The following is a 16,194-nucleotide window of genomic DNA, read 5'->3' as shown; positions in this document are numbered from 1 at the left end:
AGACAATGAGCACCTCTCAACCCTCATTGATTCTGTGCCCATGCAAACCACAAATACCGTTTTGATGATTCGCCCGACACGTTTCTCCTTCAACCAGGACACGGCCGCCAACAACCGTTTCCAGCGTCCGGCGGCTGCGGCCGAAGACGTACAACTCAAGGCCCTGCAAGAGTTCGACGGTTACGTTGCGGCCCTGCGTGAACATGGGGTTGAAGTCATGGTGCATAACGACAGCGAAGCACCGCATACCCCGGATTCGATCTTTCCGAACAATTGGTGGAGCAGCCATCCCGACGGCACGCTCGTGCTGTACCCGATGCAAGGCCATAACCGTCGTCTTGAGCGCGACAAAGGCGTACTCGACTGGCTGCGCAATGCCTACCGCGTCGAGCAATTGCTCGACCTCTCCGGCCTTGAGCAGCAGGAAGTGTTCCTCGAGGGCACCGGCAGCATGGTCCTCGATCGGGAGCAGCGGATCTGCTACGCCGGGTATTCGACCCGCACTCACGCCAAGGCCCTGGATCAGGTGATCGAGCACCTCGGCTATGAGCTCTGCGCGTTCAACGCGGTGGACCGTCACGGCGTGGCGATCTATCACACCAACGTGATGATGAGCGTCGGCACGAAACTGGCGGTGGTCTGCCTGGAATCGCTCAGCGACCTGGACGAGCGCAATGCACTGCGCTCACGCCTGGAACGCAGCGGCAAGCAAGTCTTGACCCTGAGCTTCGATCAACTGGAGTCCTTCGCCGGCAACATGCTCGAAGTGCACAACCGTGCCGGCGAGCCCTTACTGGTGATGTCGCGCACGGCCTGGCGGTCGCTGCATGCCGACCAGCGCCGGATGGTCGAAGCGTATGCCAAACCTTTACCCGTAAACATCGACACCATCGAGCGGATTGGCGGCGGCAGCGCGCGCTGCATGCTCGCGGAAGTCTATCTGCCTAAACGCGTGAGCCCACAGGAGCACCATTGATGATCGTCCGTCCTGCAACGATGAATGACCTGCCGGCGCTGCTGGCACTGGCCCACAGCGCCGGCACCGGTTTGACCACCTTGCCGGCCGATCCCGGGCGTTTGCGTCAGCGCCTGGAATGGGCCGAAAAAACCTTCGCCGGTGAAGCCGAACGGGCTGATGCCGATTACCTGTTTGTGCTGCAGGCCGACAACGGCGAGGCCGTCGGTATCTGCGCCCTGGCTGGCGCGGTTGGGCTGCGTGAACCTTGGTACAACTACCGGATGGGGCTGTTTGTCGCCGCTTCGAAAAATCTCGGGATCAATCAGCAATTGCCGACGCTGTTTCTCGGCAATGACATGACCGGGCAATCGGAACTCTGCTCGCTGTTTCTGCACGCCGGGCATCGCAGCGGTTTGAATGGTCGTTTGTTGTCCAAGGCGCGGTTTCTGTTTCTCGCCGAGTTCCGTCAGTACTTTGGCGACAAGGTGATCGCCGAGATGCGCGGTTATTCGGATGAAGAGGGTGTCTCGCCGTTCTGGGAAGGGCTGGGCCGGCACTTTTTCAAGATGGATTTTGCCGACGCCGATTACCTCACCGGGCTAGGCAACAAGACCTTTATTGCCGAGCTGATGCCCAAGTTTCCGCTGCCGACCTGCTTGCTGCCCGAGGCTGCGCGGGCGACGATCGGCCGGGTTCATCCCAACACCGAACCGGCGCTGGGGATGCTCAAGGCTGAAGGGTTCGAGCACAAGGACTACATCGACATCTTTGACGGCGGCCCGTTGATCGAGTGCGCAACCGGCGACATCCGCGCCGTGCGCGACAGCCAGGTGTTGCAGTTGAGCATCGGTACGCCGGGAGAGCAGGCGGCGGTCTATCTGATTCACAACCGCCAGTTCGCCGATTGTCGGATCACCGCCGCGCCAGCGCGGGTCGCCGCCGGGACCTTGATTGTCGATGCACAAACCGCCAAGGCACTGGGGTTGAGTGCCGGAACTTCGGTGCGGGCGGTGAGCCTGGCAGTGCCGGCGCGGCAGTTGTCGGCGGCTTAGCGGCTGCCGAACGCTTCACCGATGCTGCGGCGTTTAGCGTGCAACTCGCTGGCGTGGATCAACTGCTCAAGGTCCTCAGGCGTGACGTCGAAGAACTCCTGCATGTCGGCCAGGGCCAGCTTGAGGTCTTCGGCGGTAATCGCCAGCGCGTCTGTGGGTGGATGATCGGCAGGCACCACGGCAACCGGTTCGCTGTGGCCCTTGGGGTAACGGATCCGCGTCAGGTTGTTATAGGCCAGGGCACTGAGCAGCATGCACGTCGCGGCGAGCATCACCGGCCCGAGCGCGCGCCAGTCCATGGCGATGGTCGCCGGGTCCGCCAGCACCAGCAGTAACGCCAGCGCTCCGGCCGGCGGGTGCAGGCAACGCAGCCAGCACATCAACATCAGTGCCATGCCGGCCGCCAGACAGGCGCTGCCCAGCGTGCGTCCGAGCACACGGGCCACCAGCAACGACACCACTGCCGCGCAGAGGTAGCCGCCAAGAATCGACCACGGTTGCGCCAGTGCACCGGACGACACCGCAAACAGCAATACCGCCGAAGCGCCCAACGGGCCGATCAGGTGCAAGGCCACGTCCATCCCGAACACCTGGCCGCAGACCCAGACACTCAGCAGTGTGCCCAGAGACATGCCGATGGCAGCACGGCTCCATTCGGTGGGACGGGTGTTGATGGCAGCGGGTATCCAGCGAGCGAGCATAACGAAAACGATCCAGTGGCAAAGAACAGGCAAAAAGAAGGGCTTGTCTGGATCACCAGAAAGCCCTTTAAGCGTTCCAACATTTGGGGGAGGAACCGGCACAGTGTGCCGATCTATCCGCCAGCTGACAAATTCATATTAATGCGGTTTGAATGCATTATTTTTGAAGTATGGCGACGCGTCGGCCGCTCAAGAAACACAGCAGACCACCCATGGCCGTCATTGCACTGAGGGCATAGAACATCGTAGCCGGTGCGCTGTGGGTCAACAAAAAGCCGCAAATCACTGGACTCGCCGCGCCACCCAGTGCCGCGAGATTCTGTGCGCCGTAGTAGCTGCCGCGCAATTCTTCCGGGGCCAGGGTGTCGACGAACAGGAACTCTGCCGGGTAGATGATCATTTCGCCCAGGGTGAAGACAAACATCGCCAGGCACCACTGCAGCAGGTTCTGCGCGAAGCTGAAGCCGATCAGCCCGAGGATGAACAGGCTGCTGCCAATGACAATCCAGTAACGCAACTGTTCACGCTTGAGGAAACGGCCGATCTGGTACTGCAAGAGAATCACGCTGATCGCGTTGCAGGCGAGGATCGCCGCCATGGTTTGCAGCGCAATGTGCTCGTTTTGCGTCACCAGCAGGTATTGCGACAGGTACAGGGTGAAACGCCCGTGAACCACGGTACTGAGCAGACAGCCGCAGGTGAACATGATCAGCGTGCGGTCGTTTTTCAGGGTCACCAGGGTTTTAAGAAAACTTTGCGGTTGGCCGAGCGCTGCGTCCTTGGCCGATCCGGGAATTCCTCTCATCAGGAAGGTGCTGAAAAAAGCGATGCCACCGGCAATCAGGAACGGTGCCAGTGGCTGCACGCCGGCGATCACCACCCCAAGCATCGGGCCGGTGGCATAGCCGATATTGGTCAGGGTGTAGCGCAACGAAAACGCCTTGGCCCGCTGGCCCATCGGCAGGTTTTCACTGAGGATGGCTTTGGAACCGATCAGAAACAGTGCCGAAGCGGTCTCGGTAATCACCAACGTCAGCGTGGTCAGGTAAAGGTTGTGGGCGAAGGTCAGCAGGACGAAGCCGACAGAACTGGAGAGCATCGCCAGAATCAGCAACCGGCGTTTCTCCAGGCGGTCGATGATGTAACCGCCATACAACGCGAGCAGGGTGGCGATGAACACCGCGATGCCCAGCAGCAGGCCGACGTCTTGCTGGTTCAGGCCCAGCTTGTTGCTGAGGAACAGCGTCAGCAGCGGGCTGGTGATAGCGCGGCTGACGACGATGGTCAGCGAGCAGATCATCAAGCGACGAATAACGAGCGAGTAAGTGGCCACGGTGGTGCGGATGTCCTTATTCAGATTTGGCAATGCGGCGACGCCATTCGCGAGCAAGCTCGCTCCCACAAGTGCTGCGGTGCTTGTGTGGGAGCGAGCTTGCTCGCGAAGAGGCCGGTCCTGACAACCGAGGGCTCATGCCAGCCACTGATCCAGTTCCCAAACCGACTCCAGTTTTTCCAGTTGCCACAACCGTTCCAGCAACCCGGTCGCCTGTTCCTCCGACATCACCCGCGTCGCCAGGCTGAGAAACTTCTCCTCCAGCGCTGCATCACTCAACGGATTCCCCGGCGCGCCCAACGGGGCTTCGACACACAGGCTGGCCTCGCGGCCATCGCGGCTGCGAATGCTCACGACTGGCTCGCCATCCTCTGACAGTTGCGGATCCACTACAAGGTGAATGCGCGACATCCAGTGAGCGATTTCTGACGCACTGCGTTGTTGGTCGTCGTAAGCCTCAAGCCGGCAATGACCATAGACCAACCGAGCGGCCAGGGCATACGGCAGACTCATTTGCGCGGCGGCCAAACTGCTGACATCACGTGCGCCGCACATCTCGTTGAGAAAACCGCACAGCGACACCTGGACGTCCTCCAACTGATCGGCCTCGATCTGCAATTGCTCAAGCAACAAACCCAAGGCATCGATGGCCGAATGCGTGCCACGGCAAGAGGCATAAGGCTTGATCGAGCAGCGGGCGAGTTTCCACACCACGCCAAGCTCCGCGTCCAGCGCCTCGGGCTGCGCGTGTTCGGCCGCGAGGGTCTTGAGAAAGCCGCCCCAGACGTTGTCGAACAACTTCGTTGGTCCGCTGATCCCTTGCTCGGCAAAGCGTGCCGCGAGCAGGCCACCTTCCGCCGCCCGGCCGCTGTGAAGCTTTTTGCTTTGCGAGCCATCGTGGATAAACGCCCAGAGACCGCCGCTGAAACTGCCGGCAATGCCCAGTGCGGCGAGAGTCTGTGCCTGATCAAGACCGAGTATTCGCGCACTGGCCGCCGCCGCACCGAACACGCCGCAGGTGGCGGTCGAGTGCCAACCGGCGCCGTTGTGCGCCGAGTAACCGCCACAGGCCTCAAGCACGCGCCGACCGATCTCATAACCGATCACCACGGCGGTGATCAGCTCGCGACCGCTCACGGGGGCGGGACTCAGGCTGACCGCCGCCATCACTGCGGGCAGCACCACCGCGCCGGAGTGATCGCAGCCGCCGGTATCGTCCAGTTCCAGCGCATGGGCGGCAATGCCATTGAGCATCGCTGCCTGCGCCGCACCGACATGCTGCTCGGTGCCCCAGACCAGCGTTTTGCCGTTTTCATTGGCAAAGGTTTGCCGGGCGGCGACGGCAATTTCACTGGCGGCCCCGGCCAGGGCCGCGCCGACGGTATCAAGAATGTGTCGCCTGGCTTGTACCACCAGTGCCGGCGGCAAGTCTTCGAAACGGCTCTCGACGCAGAATTGCGCCAGACGCTGCAATCGTTCGCTCATGGCAAGTACGCTCGATAATGCCGCTCATACACGGCTGACGGATGCTCTTCGTCCATCGGTGCGGCGCGCTCGGCCCACCACTGGGCGACTTCGCCCGCCGTGGCGATCCACACGTCGTTGTGTTGCTGGATACCCAGCAGCAACTCGCGCAGCACACCGATGCGCCCTGGGGTCGCGATGATTTCCGGGTGCAGGCGCAGCACGTAGCACAGGCCAAAGCGATGAAACCCGGCGAAGTCCATTTGCAGGTTGCCCAAGGTGTGGCTGTAAGAGGCAATCCGCGATTGCGCGGGTGGCACCGCCGGGCTCAGGTTGAACGCGAAATAGGGTTCGTCCTCCAGCTCATAGTGCAACGGCAGTTCGATCACCTCGGGCGCCGTCGGATGGGCGAACGGCAGATCATCGCCGCGCCAGCAGGACGACCAGCGAATACCTTGCTCGCGCAACGCTTCGGTAAACCCCGGCGCCCAATTACCGGCGGGAATCCGGAAACCCGTTGGGCGCTGGCCGGTAATGGCCGTGAGAGCCTGGCAGCCGTGCTCAAGGGCGGCGGTCTGCTCAGCCAGGCTCAGGGTGTCGTAGTTCTGGTGGCGATAACCGGCGCAGGCAATTTCATGGCCACCAGCCTGAATCGAGCGGATATGTTCCGGGTTTTCTTCGGCAACGATGCCCGGTACGCACCAACTGCTGGAAACACCCAGTTCCTTGAACAGTACGAGCAAACGTTCGACCCCACGCTGGGTGCCGTAGCGCCACACCGATAGGGTCTTGTCGCGACCGGCGACTTCCGGGGCCTGGGTCAGGATGCCGTGCACATCGTTATAGTCGACGGTCAACACCACCGCGCAACGGTAGCCTTTGGGCCAGACAGTCGACTCAGCCATGTTGATGCTCCTTGAGCCACCAGTGGGCGACATCGCGGCAGGTGGCGAACCACACGTCATCACGCGTGCGCATGTGCTCGAAGAGTTTCTCCAGCAGCAGAATGCGCCCCGGTTTGCCGGTGATCTTGGGGTGGAAGAGGGTGGTCAGGCACAGCCCTTCATTCATCGCGCCGTCGTATTCGCGGCACCAATTGTCGAGGGTCAGCTCGTAGCTGGCGGTACGGTCCAGCCCCGAGGGAAAGTCCGGCGCACGGGTGTAGGCGATGGAGGCGTAATCGTCCATTTCCCAGCGGCCGGGGATTTCCACCAGCGGGGTTTCATAGCCCGGGACTTTCACCAGATACGGACGGTCATCGCCGCGCATGCTGCTGGAGTAAGTGACGCCGGCCTCCACCAGCATGGCCGGTGTCTCGGCCCGCCAGTCTCCGGACGGAGTGCGAAAGCCTTCTGCGCGGATGTTCAAATGCTGCCAGAACACCTCGCGGCATTTATTCATGACGTCCTTTTGCTGTTCCAGTGTCAGCGCATAGAAGGACTCGTGTTTGTAGCCGTGGTAAGCCACTTCATGCCCGCGCTCGATGATCGACTGGCACTGTTTCGGCCAGTTTTCCACGACCCAGGCCGGGACGAAGAAGGTCGTCGGGATGCGGAATTCGTCGAGCAGATCGAGAATTCGTGGCAAGGCCCGATACGGTCCGTAACCGCCAAAACCGAAATACTCGGGCTTGTGCCAGATCGAACCGTTGAGCATTGCATCGCCGGTTGGGCCGTCGAGATCGAAGGCCAGGGCCAGGCAGGCGCTGTGGCCGTCGGGCCAGGTGGGTTGGGGCGAGGAGGACATCGTGGCGCTCCGTACATTTATAATGTGTTACACGGATCCTGTGGGAGCGAGCTTGCTCGCGATGACGGCAGCACATTCAAAATGGATGTGACTGAACGTCCGCTATCGCGAGCAAGCTCGCTCCCACAAAGGGCATCCCTCAGATGCTTATTTCCCGGCGTTGATGGTCACCGTCTTGATCGCACCCAACTCCAGATCCCACTTCTTCAGGATCGCCTGATAGCTGCCGTCATCAATCATGCTCTGCAACGCCACTTTCACTGCCTCACTCAACTCAGGCTTTTTCTTGCTGACGCCCAGTCCGCTGAACTGCACCGAGATCGGCGCCCCCACGGTCTTGTAGGTGTCCTTTTCCTGGGTCTTCAGATAAGACAGGGTTTCGCTGCCCTGCATCGCCGCGTCGATGCGGCTCTGGCGCAGTTGCGCACGGGCGTCGGCGGAGCCTTCGGTGCCGATCACGTTGATCGCCGGTTTACCCTTCGCCTCGCAATTGGCCTTGCTCCACTCGGCGATTTCCGCCGGGAAGGTGGTGCGTCGGCTGGTCCCGACTTTCTTGCCGCACAGGTCGGCAATTTCATTGGTGTCCTTGTTCTTTTGCAGGGTGTAGAACTGCGGCCCGCTGGTGAAGTAGTCAACGAAGGTCACGCTCTGCTGACGCTCGGCGGTATCGGTCATGCCCGACAGCACCACGTCTACGCGATCAGTGGTCAAGGCATTGATCATTTGCTCGAAGCCGGTTTCCTGCCATTTGATCTTCACGCCCAGACGCTCGGCCAAGGCATTACCCAGGTCGTAGTCCAGACCGGTGAGGGTGTTGGTGGCCGGGTCCTTGAAATCCATCGGCGGATAGTTGGGCATGATCGCCACGACGATTTCGCCCTTGGCCTTGATGCTCGCGGGCAAATCAGCTGCCCAGGTCACCGAAGAGGCCATCAGACCAGCCAGTACTGCAGGGATAAGAAGGTTTTTCATGGTCGTTCTCTTTTTGAGTTGTCGTTAGGTGCGAACGGCAGAAATGAAGCTTTGGGTGCGCGGGTTTTGTGGACTTATTAGTATTTCTTCGGGGCTTCCAGCCTCCACGATCTGCCCGCCGTCCATGAACACCATGCGATTGGAAACCTCGCGGGCGAAGCCCAGTTCATGGGTGACGACGATCATGGTCATGCCGGTCTGCGCCAGATCGCGCATCACCGACAGCACCTCACCGACCAGTTCCGGGTCGAGTGCCGAAGTGGGTTCATCGAACAGCATCAGCTTGGGCCGCATGGCCAGCGCCCGGGCAATAGCTACCCGTTGTTGCTGACCACCCGAGAGTTCGATCGGGTAGCTGTTGCGCTTGTCGGCCAGGCCGACGCGGGCCAGCAGCTCCAGTGCATCTTCGTGCGCTTCCTTGGGCGAGCGCTTGAGCACCTGGCATGGGCCTTCGATGATGTTTTGCAGCACGGTCATGTGCGGAAACAGGTTGAAACGCTGGAACACCATGCCGGTGGCCAGGCGTTGGCGGGCAATCTGCGACTCGTTGAGCTCGTGCAGTTTGTTGCCGGCAATGCGGTAACCGACCAGTTCGCCGTCGACCCAGAGGCCGCCCTTGTCGATTTTTTCCAACTGATTGATGCAACGTAGCAAGGTGCTTTTGCCGGAGCCGGATGGCCCGATGATGCACAGCACTTCGCCCTGTTCGACTTCGATGTTGATGTCTTTGAGCGCGTGGTATTGGTCGTAGTACTTGTTCAGGCCAACAGCCTTGACGATGCTTCTCATGTTCAATTCTCCTGCGCGACTCACGAGCGCTTGCCGGCGCCACGAGCAAAACGACGCTCCAGACGGCTTTGACCAAAGGACAAGACGGTGACGGCGGCCAGGTACCAGATCCCGGCGACGATCAGCAGCTCCATCACGCGGGCGTTGGCGTAGTAGATGTTCTGGGCGTTGTAGAGCAGTTCCGAGTACTGGATCACACTGGCCAGCGAGGTCATCTTGACCATGCCGATGAACTCGTTGCCGACCGGCGGAATGATGATGCGCATGGCCTGCGGCAGAATGATCCGGCGCAGCGCTTGCAGGCGCGGCATGCCGATCGACTTGGCGGCTTCGTACTGGCCGGTGTCCACCGAGAGCAGGCCGGCACGTACCACTTCAGCGGTGTAGGCGCCCTGGTTGATGCTCAGGCCCAGCAGCGCCGCGACGAAGGGTGTCATCAGGCTGACGGTATCGAGCTGGATCACCCCGGGAATGCCGATGGTGGGGAAAATCAGCGCCAGGTTGAACCACAGCAGCAGTTGCAGAATCAGTGGCGTACCACGGAACAGCCAGGTGTACGTCACCGCGACATAGCGCAGGATCGGGTTCGCCGACATGCGCATCACGGCGGTAATCACCCCGAAGACAATCCCCAACGCCATCGCCAGCACGGCCATGACGATGGTGTTGAGCAAGCCGAACAAAATCGCCTGGGAGGTCAGGAACTGGCCGATATACGACCACTCGATCTTGCCCTCGGCAAAGGCCCTGACCAGACCGACGATGGCGACGACGATCAGCGTGGCGAAGAAGATCCGCCCGTAATAGCGCCGCGGCACATGCTCGTACTGGGTGATGTCGAACTGGTTTTCGGCCTGTTTACGCTCCGCGAGGAGCTCTGCCTGAGTCTGGTTCATTTGGGTTCTCCGAACACCGCCCTTCCTGATGCAGACGGTGTGTGTGGTTCTTCAGGTTAAACGCAGCCCCTGTGGGAGCGAGCTTGCTCGCGATGGCGGCATTACATTCAACATCAATGTTGGCTCATCCGCCGCTATCGCGAGCAAGCTCGCTCCCACAGGTTCTGTGCAGTGCTTCAGAGGCGGAAGCCCTGATAATTTTCGGTCCATTGCTGTTGTGCGGCGAGGGCGGTTTTCAAGCGACCGATCTGTTCACGGACCTGTTGCGGCGCGGTGCCGCCCCAGCCACTGCGCGCAGCGATGGCGGCTTCCAGAGTCAGACTGTCGCGGACTTCGGGCGTCAGTCGTACATCAATCTCGGCGAGCAGCGCTGGCGAGGCTTCCCAAAGTTCGATGTCGTGTTTTTCACAGGCCTGAACCAGCGCGCCGGTAATTTCGTGGGCTTCCTTGAACGGTACGCCGCGTACCGCCAGCCAGTCGGCGACCTCGGTGGCGAGGGTGAAGCCCAGCGGTGCCTGACGCCGCAGTTCTTCGACATTGACCTTCATGGTTGCAACCATCCCGGCCATGGCCGGCAGCACCAGCAGCAGGGTGTCGACGCTGTCGAGTACGCCGTTTTTGTCTTCGCTCAAGTCGCGGTTGTAAGACAGCGGCAGGGATTTGAGGGTCGAGAGCAGACCGGTCAGGTTGCCGATCAAACGGCCGGCTTTGCCACGCGCCAGTTCGGCAATGTCCGGGTTTTTCTTCTGCGGCATGATCGAACTGCCGGTGGCATAGGCATCGTCCAGCGCGACCCAACGAAATTGCCGTGAAGACCACAGGCAAAACTCTTCGGCCAACCGCGAAATGTTCACGCCGAGCATGCTCGCCACGAACAGGAACTCGGCGACGTGGTCGCGACTCGCCACCGCGTCGATGGAGTTTTCACAGACACCGCTGTAGCCCATTTCCTTGGCAGATTGCTGTGGCAGACGGGCGATGGCGGAACCGGCCATGGCTGCCGCGCCCAACGGCGACAGGGAAGTGCGCACATCCCAATCGACCAGACGTTGCACGTCGCGCAGCATCGACTGCGCGTGCGCCAGCAAGTGGTGGGCGAACACGATCGGCTGCGCCTGTTGCAGGTGAGTGAAGCCTGGGCAAATGCTTTCAATGTGTTGCTCGGCCTGGTCGACCAGCGCCTGTTGCAAGGCCAGCACTTCAGTGGTCAGGGTGCGAGCGTGATCACGCAGAAACAGCCGCAGATCGTTGGCGGTCTGGTCGTTGCGCGAGCGTCCGGCGCGCAGCTTGCCGCCCAGTGCGCCCAGGCGTTCGGTCAGCAGGCGCTCGATGAAGGTGTGGACGTCTTCGTCATCCAGCGTCGGGCTGACGAGACCTGCGCGGAAGTCTTCGCCGATGCGCTCCAGCGCATCGAGCATGGTTTGGGTTTCTTGCGCATCGAGCAGCCCGGCGCGCTGCAGTTCCCCGGCATGAGCCTTGGAACCGGCGAGGTCGTAAGGGGTGAGACGGAAGTACCGCTCAGGGCAGCGGGACAGGGCCGCCAGGGCTTCGGACGGGCCGCTTTTGAAGCGCGCGCCCCACAAACGATCGGTTGCTTGAGTCATTGTTATTTTTCCTCGTCGGTAATACGAACTGATGTCGTTACGCAGAGCCTTGAACGCTCGCCGGGATCTTCCGGGCGTGGTTCGGCTCATGCAGTTTTCAAGAGGGCAGTTGCAAATGGCGAGAGCTGATCGAAGTGTCAGCTTTTAATAGTTTCGAATCAGCGACTTGGCGCTGACTGGGGGGAATTATTGGGAGTTGCCAAGCCTGGTTTTCTGTGTTCATTATTATTGGCCAGCGTTATTTTTGTTGTTGGACACAGGTTGTTGAATCGGGCGCCAGAGGTAAATAAGCATTATGGAAACCCCACTTTCCAATTCTGGAAACCCGCCGTTGAAAACGGCCCATCGAGCCCCTTTGGCCCTCAGCGGGCTGGACTTCAAACTGCTCAAAGTGTTCAAGGCAGTGGTCGAGGCCGGTGGATTCAGCGCCGCTCAAAACGAGCTGAATGTGGGGCTTGCAGCCATCAGCAAACAGATCTCCGACCTCGAAATTCGCATCGGCATGCGCTTGTGTACACGGGGGCGAGAGGGGTTTTGCCTGACCGAAGAAGGGCGTCTTGTGTACCAGGCGTCGATCGATTTATTTGCCTCGGTCGATAACTTTCGAGACCGGCTTAGTTGTGCGCAGAATGAATTGATCGGGGACTTGGGGGTAGGGGTTATCGACAATACGATTACCGATGAAAACTCTCCGTTAGTTGCAGCGCTTAAACGAATAAATGAAGAGTCACCGAAGGTCAGATTTCAACTTCATGCCTCGCAACTGGATGAAGTGGAAAGAGGCGTTGTTGAAGGTCGTTTAGTCGCTGGGATAGTGCCAGTCTATCAAAAAAGAGAAGAGTTCGATTACTTCGCGTTGTATGAAGAAAGGTCCGAAGCTTACTGCGCGGTGGGGCACCCGCTGTTCACTGTTCCGGACGAGGAGATGGGCGAAGATGTGCTCAAGCATCACGAGTTCATCAACCATCGCTACGCCATTCACCGCGACAAGCTGACGTTTGCCCGGTACGACAGTTTTTCCGCTTCGGCGTCGCAGGTCGAAGCGGTCGCCATGCTGATAAAAACCGGGCGTTTCCTGGGTTTTCTTCCGCAGCACTATGCGGCGCCACTGGTTGCACAAGGCACGTTCAGAGCCTTGCGGCCGGACCTGATCAGCTTCAATACAACGTTCAACCTGATCCTGCGGCACAACACGGTGCGCAGTCCTTTGGTCAAGGCATTTGCCCGGGCGTTGGGGGTGGATCTGAAGGTGAGTGTCTGATGTCAGGCCATTTGCCGTGGTCATTGAGCGCGAAAGTCTGTCTGCTCGATAGCCGTTGATAGGGTGGCGGAGTTGTCGCAGGATTTGGCGCTTATAACGTCCACGTGGGGGTGTCGATCACTTTTTTGCAAGTGCTCGGCGGACAATTAAAACAGCACGTCTGTTTTACCCGTTCAGCCTTGTCAGATTAAGCAATCCCACGCTATCTGATTACCGCATATTATGTCCCGTTAGAAAGGAGCCCCACGAAGTGAACAAACGGATTTACATAAGCGGCGCATCTGGGGCCGGAGTGAGTACTCTGGGGGCTGCACTGGCCGCAAAGCTTCAAGTGCCTCACTTTGATGTCGATGATTACTATTGGTACCCGACAGAACCACCCTTCGAGCGATCACGACCTCCCGCAGAGAGAGTCAATCTACTCAACCGTAGTCTGGCTGATGGTCAATGGGTACTCTCCGGCTCATTGGATGGTTGGGGAGACGAAGTGATTCAATCCGCCCATTTGGTCGTCTTCATTGATACTCCGACATTGCTCCGAATAGAGCGTCTAAAGGCCCGTGAATCACAGCGCTATGGTCAACGTATTCTTCCAGGAGGGGACATGCATGCGAACCACCAGGCGTTCCTCGCGTGGGCCGAAAGTTATGAAAAAGGCGTTCAAGCTGGCCGCAGCCGACCACGACATGAGCAGTGGTTCAAGCAGTTGACCTTACCTTCCCTTAGGGTCAGCGGAGAGTTACCGATTGAGTCGTTGCTCGCAGAGGTGCTTGCTGCATTAGGTGTAGCGTCTCGTGCTTGAAAACAGCCCGGCTCGCATCTCATCGCGATGGGCTCACGTTATGCCTCAGCGATTTCCTAAGGACAAAAACCCGTTCCTTGTAGGGGGCTTCTGAAACTCCGGCGGCGGGTTGTTTGCCGGGAGAGCGCGTCCCTACACTCGCCGCGAACGCTTCAAGGACCCTACCGCACCGAGGCCTGAACATGCTCAACGAACTGCGCACCTTCTTCGACCACAGCCGGCATAAGCTCTGGGTCCGCAATCTCCAGGCCCACCTTGACGTCCTGGCCTTCGAGGGCGAAGAGCGCCTCAGCCAGCCGTTCACCTACCGCGTGGAATTTACCAGCACCGAACACGACCTGGCCGCCGAACAACTGCTCGGCCAGGACGCCTGTTTCAGCCTGCACGCGCCGGCGAAAAAGGCGACATTCCTCGACCCGCCCACCGTCAAACCGTTGCGCACCCTGCACGGGGTGATCAGCGGCTTCAAGCGCCTGTCCGGTTCCAACGACGAAGCCCGTTACGAGCTCACCCTGCAACCCCGTCTGGCGCTGCTTGGCCGTGGCCGGCAATTTCGGATCTACCAGCACCAGTCGGTGCCGGAGATTGTCGAGAGCATCCTGCGCAGCCGCCACGACTTTGAGGGGCAGGACTTTCTGTTCCGCTTGGTGCGCGAGTATCCCAAGCGCGAACAGGTCATGCAGTACGGCGAAAGCGACCTGGCCTTCATCGCCCGGCTGCTGGCCGAGGTTGGCATCTGGTACCGCTTCACCAGCGACGAACGCCTGCGCATCGACGTCGTCGAGTTTTGCGACGACCAGCGCGGCTATCAGTTCGACGTGCAGTTACCGTACCGCCCGCCCGCCGGGCTGAGCAGCGGCCAGGACGGTGTGTGGCAACTGCAATCGAGCCACGTGGTGGTGGAAAAAAATATTCACTTTCGCGCCTACCACCCCCTTGATGCCAAGGCCCACCTCGACGGCGCCGTCGACCAGAGCCGTGGCGCCAAAACCACCTACGGCGAGGCCTACCACTACGCCGAACCCTACCGCGTGCTCGGCAATGCCCTGGCCCAGGACGAAGACCTGCACAGCGAAAGCGGCTACTTCTACGCCCGCCTGCGCCACGAGCGCTACCTCAATGGCCAGACCCGACTCAGCGGCCTCAGCAGCAGCGCCACCCTGGCCCCCGGCCAGGTGCTGAAAATTTCCGGCGGCGCGTCGCAGGCCTTTGCTCCGGGGGCGGTGATCATCGCGCTGAGCACCCGCGCTGCGCGTGATCGCAGCTTCGACGTCAGCTTCGAGGCCATGCCCTATTCGGAAACCGTGTGCTTTCGCCCGGAGATACCGGCCAAACCGCAAATCGCCGGCACCGTGCCGGCCCGCGTCAGCAGCCCGCTGGCCCACGACCGCTACGCCGAGATCGACGCGCAAGGGCGCTACCGGGTCAGCTTCCTGTTCGACCGCGATAGCTGGAAACCCGGGCGGGAAAGCCTGTGGCTGCGTCTGGCCCGACCCTACGCCGGCGACACCCACGGCCTGCACCTGCCGCTGATTGCCGGCACCGAAGTGGCGGTGGCCTTCGAACAAGGCGACCCGGACCGCCCCTACATCGCCCACGCCCTGCACGACAGCCAGCACCCGGACCCGGTCACCCTCTACAACTACAAACGCAACGTGCTGCGCACCCCGGCCAACAACAAACTGCGCATGGACGACACCCGCGGCCAGGAGCACGTCAAGCTCAGTACCGAGCACAGTGGCAAGAGCCAGCTCAATCTCGGGCACCTGGTCGATGCCAAGAAACAAAAACGCGGCGAAGGCTTTGAACTGCGCACCGATGGCTGGGGCGCGATTCGGGCGGGCAAGGGGGTGTTCATCAGTGCCGATGCGCAGCCCAAAGCGCAGGGGGACATGTTTGAAATGAGCGCTGCGTTGGCGCAGCTCAATAACGCCTTGCAACTGGTGAGTGCCCTGGCGCAAAGCGCCTCTGTATCGGGTGCATTACCGGCAGACGCCCAGTCGCAGCAAGGGCTACGGGAGGCGTTGATACGCCTCAAGGACGCTGGCTTGATCGCCTCGGCACCCGCCGGCATAGCGCTCACGACGCCGGCCAATATTCAACTTTCAGCAGGGAAAACCCTCACCGCTACGGCGGGGGAGAGTGTCGATGTCAGTGTATTCAAGCGCTTCAGCGTGGCCGCCGGTGAATCCATAAGCCTGTTTGCCCAGAAGCTGGGGCTCAAGCTTTTTGCCGCCCGCGGCCCGCTGGATATCCAGGCACAAAGCGATGCGATGACCTTGCAAGCGGATAAGGCGCTGACGCTCAACAGCATCAATGGCGAAATCATGCTTGACGCACAACAGGGCATCACGTTGGTCAGTCGAGGTGCCTACATCAAACTCAAGGACGGCTCCATCGAGATTGGTGCACCGGGTGAGTTGCGCATCAAGAACGACAACATTGCCTGGGGCGGCGCTGCCTCGCTCGACAAGGCCCTGGCAGCCATGGTCCTGGAAGACCCTATTTATAAAAATCCAATGCAGGGCGGATTCCAGGTCAGGGACAAGGTGAGCGATGAGCCCAAACCCTACGTGCGTTATCGCATCGAAGCCGCCGAATCCGGCAAGGTCTGGA

The 16,194-nt window shown here is 60.4% G+C and carries 13 protein-coding genes and 1 pseudogene; 5 read left to right on the top strand and 9 right to left on the bottom strand.

Going from position 1 to position 16,194, the window contains the following annotated elements:
- Positions 1-40 precede the first annotated feature (40 nt).
- The gene (gene ctlX, locus BK659_RS08990; RefSeq protein ID WP_123424713.1) at positions 41-976 is read left to right on the top strand and encodes a citrulline utilization hydrolase CtlX; all 936 of its coding nucleotides are present in this window, start codon (positions 41-43) and stop codon (positions 974-976) included.
- A complete protein-coding gene (gene astA / locus BK659_RS08985) occupies positions 976-2,010 on the top strand; it encodes an arginine N-succinyltransferase (protein ID WP_123424712.1) in 1,035 nt (344 codons plus the stop codon). Before ctlX ends, astA begins: the two co-directional genes overlap by 1 nt.
- Here astA and BK659_RS08980 read toward each other — a convergent pair.
- From BK659_RS08980 to argH, 9 genes are all read right to left on the bottom strand, one after another.
- Positions 2,007-2,711: an HPP family protein gene (locus BK659_RS08980; protein ID WP_123424711.1), complete on the bottom strand. Its 705-nt coding sequence runs from the start codon at positions 2,709-2,711 to the stop codon at positions 2,007-2,009. The two genes, astA and BK659_RS08980, sit on opposite strands and share 4 nt — an antisense overlap.
- Positions 2,712-2,868: 157 nt before the next feature.
- Positions 2,869-4,044 carry an MFS transporter gene (locus BK659_RS08975; RefSeq protein ID WP_123424906.1) on the bottom strand — a complete coding sequence of 392 codons (1,176 nt, stop codon included), beginning with the start codon at positions 4,042-4,044 and terminating at the stop codon, positions 2,869-2,871.
- A 135-nt stretch (positions 4,045-4,179) separates the two neighbouring features.
- Positions 4,180-5,529 (bottom strand): MmgE/PrpD family protein, encoded by a 1,350-nt coding sequence (locus tag BK659_RS08970; RefSeq protein ID WP_123424710.1) that lies wholly within the window; start codon positions 5,527-5,529, stop codon positions 4,180-4,182.
- On the bottom strand, positions 5,526-6,413 hold the full coding sequence (locus tag BK659_RS08965; protein ID WP_123424709.1) for a polysaccharide deacetylase family protein: 888 nt from the start codon (positions 6,411-6,413) through the stop codon (positions 5,526-5,528). Before BK659_RS08965 ends, BK659_RS08970 begins: the two co-directional genes overlap by 4 nt.
- Positions 6,406-7,254 (bottom strand): polysaccharide deacetylase family protein, encoded by an 849-nt coding sequence (locus BK659_RS08960; RefSeq protein WP_123424708.1) that lies wholly within the window; start codon positions 7,252-7,254, stop codon positions 6,406-6,408. The genes BK659_RS08965 and BK659_RS08960 overlap by 8 nt, the downstream gene beginning before the upstream one ends.
- 147 nt (positions 7,255-7,401) lie before the next feature.
- Positions 7,402-8,226, bottom strand: coding sequence for an ABC transporter substrate-binding protein (locus BK659_RS08955; protein ID WP_123424707.1), 825 nt, complete (start codon positions 8,224-8,226; stop codon positions 7,402-7,404).
- 24 nt (positions 8,227-8,250) lie between these two features.
- Complete coding sequence (locus tag BK659_RS08950; RefSeq protein ID WP_123424706.1) at positions 8,251-9,015, bottom strand: amino acid ABC transporter ATP-binding protein; 765 nt, start codon at positions 9,013-9,015, stop codon at positions 8,251-8,253.
- A gap of 20 nt (positions 9,016-9,035) precedes the next feature.
- Entirely contained in the window at positions 9,036-9,911 is an 876-nt protein-coding gene (locus BK659_RS08945) for an amino acid ABC transporter permease (RefSeq protein WP_123424705.1), read from the bottom strand.
- 176 nt (positions 9,912-10,087) lie between these two features.
- Positions 10,088-11,515, bottom strand: coding sequence for an argininosuccinate lyase (gene argH, locus BK659_RS08940; RefSeq protein WP_123424704.1), 1,428 nt, complete (start codon positions 11,513-11,515; stop codon positions 10,088-10,090).
- A gap of 295 nt (positions 11,516-11,810) precedes the next feature.
- On the opposite strand from argH, the gene BK659_RS08935 reads away from it, so the two are divergent.
- The 3 genes and pseudogenes from BK659_RS08935 to BK659_RS27945 all read left to right on the top strand — a co-directional run.
- Positions 11,811-12,776: a LysR family transcriptional regulator gene (locus tag BK659_RS08935; RefSeq protein WP_123424703.1), complete on the top strand. Its 966-nt coding sequence runs from the start codon at positions 11,811-11,813 to the stop codon at positions 12,774-12,776.
- A gap of 250 nt (positions 12,777-13,026) precedes the next feature.
- Positions 13,027-13,578, top strand: a complete 552-nt coding sequence (locus BK659_RS08930; RefSeq protein WP_123424702.1) for a P-loop NTPase family protein — start codon at positions 13,027-13,029, stop codon at positions 13,576-13,578.
- Positions 13,579-13,760: 182 nt separating this feature from the next.
- Positions 13,761-16,040, top strand: a pseudogene (locus BK659_RS27945) (type VI secretion system Vgr family protein); the annotation flags it as partial.
- Between the last annotated feature and the right edge of the window lie 154 nt (positions 16,041-16,194).

It is taken from the genome of Pseudomonas brassicacearum (assembly GCF_003732225.1).
Taxonomy (GTDB): domain Bacteria; phylum Pseudomonadota; class Gammaproteobacteria; order Pseudomonadales; family Pseudomonadaceae; genus Aquipseudomonas; species Aquipseudomonas brassicacearum_E.
This window is presented reverse-complemented; position numbering and strand designations above follow the sequence as displayed.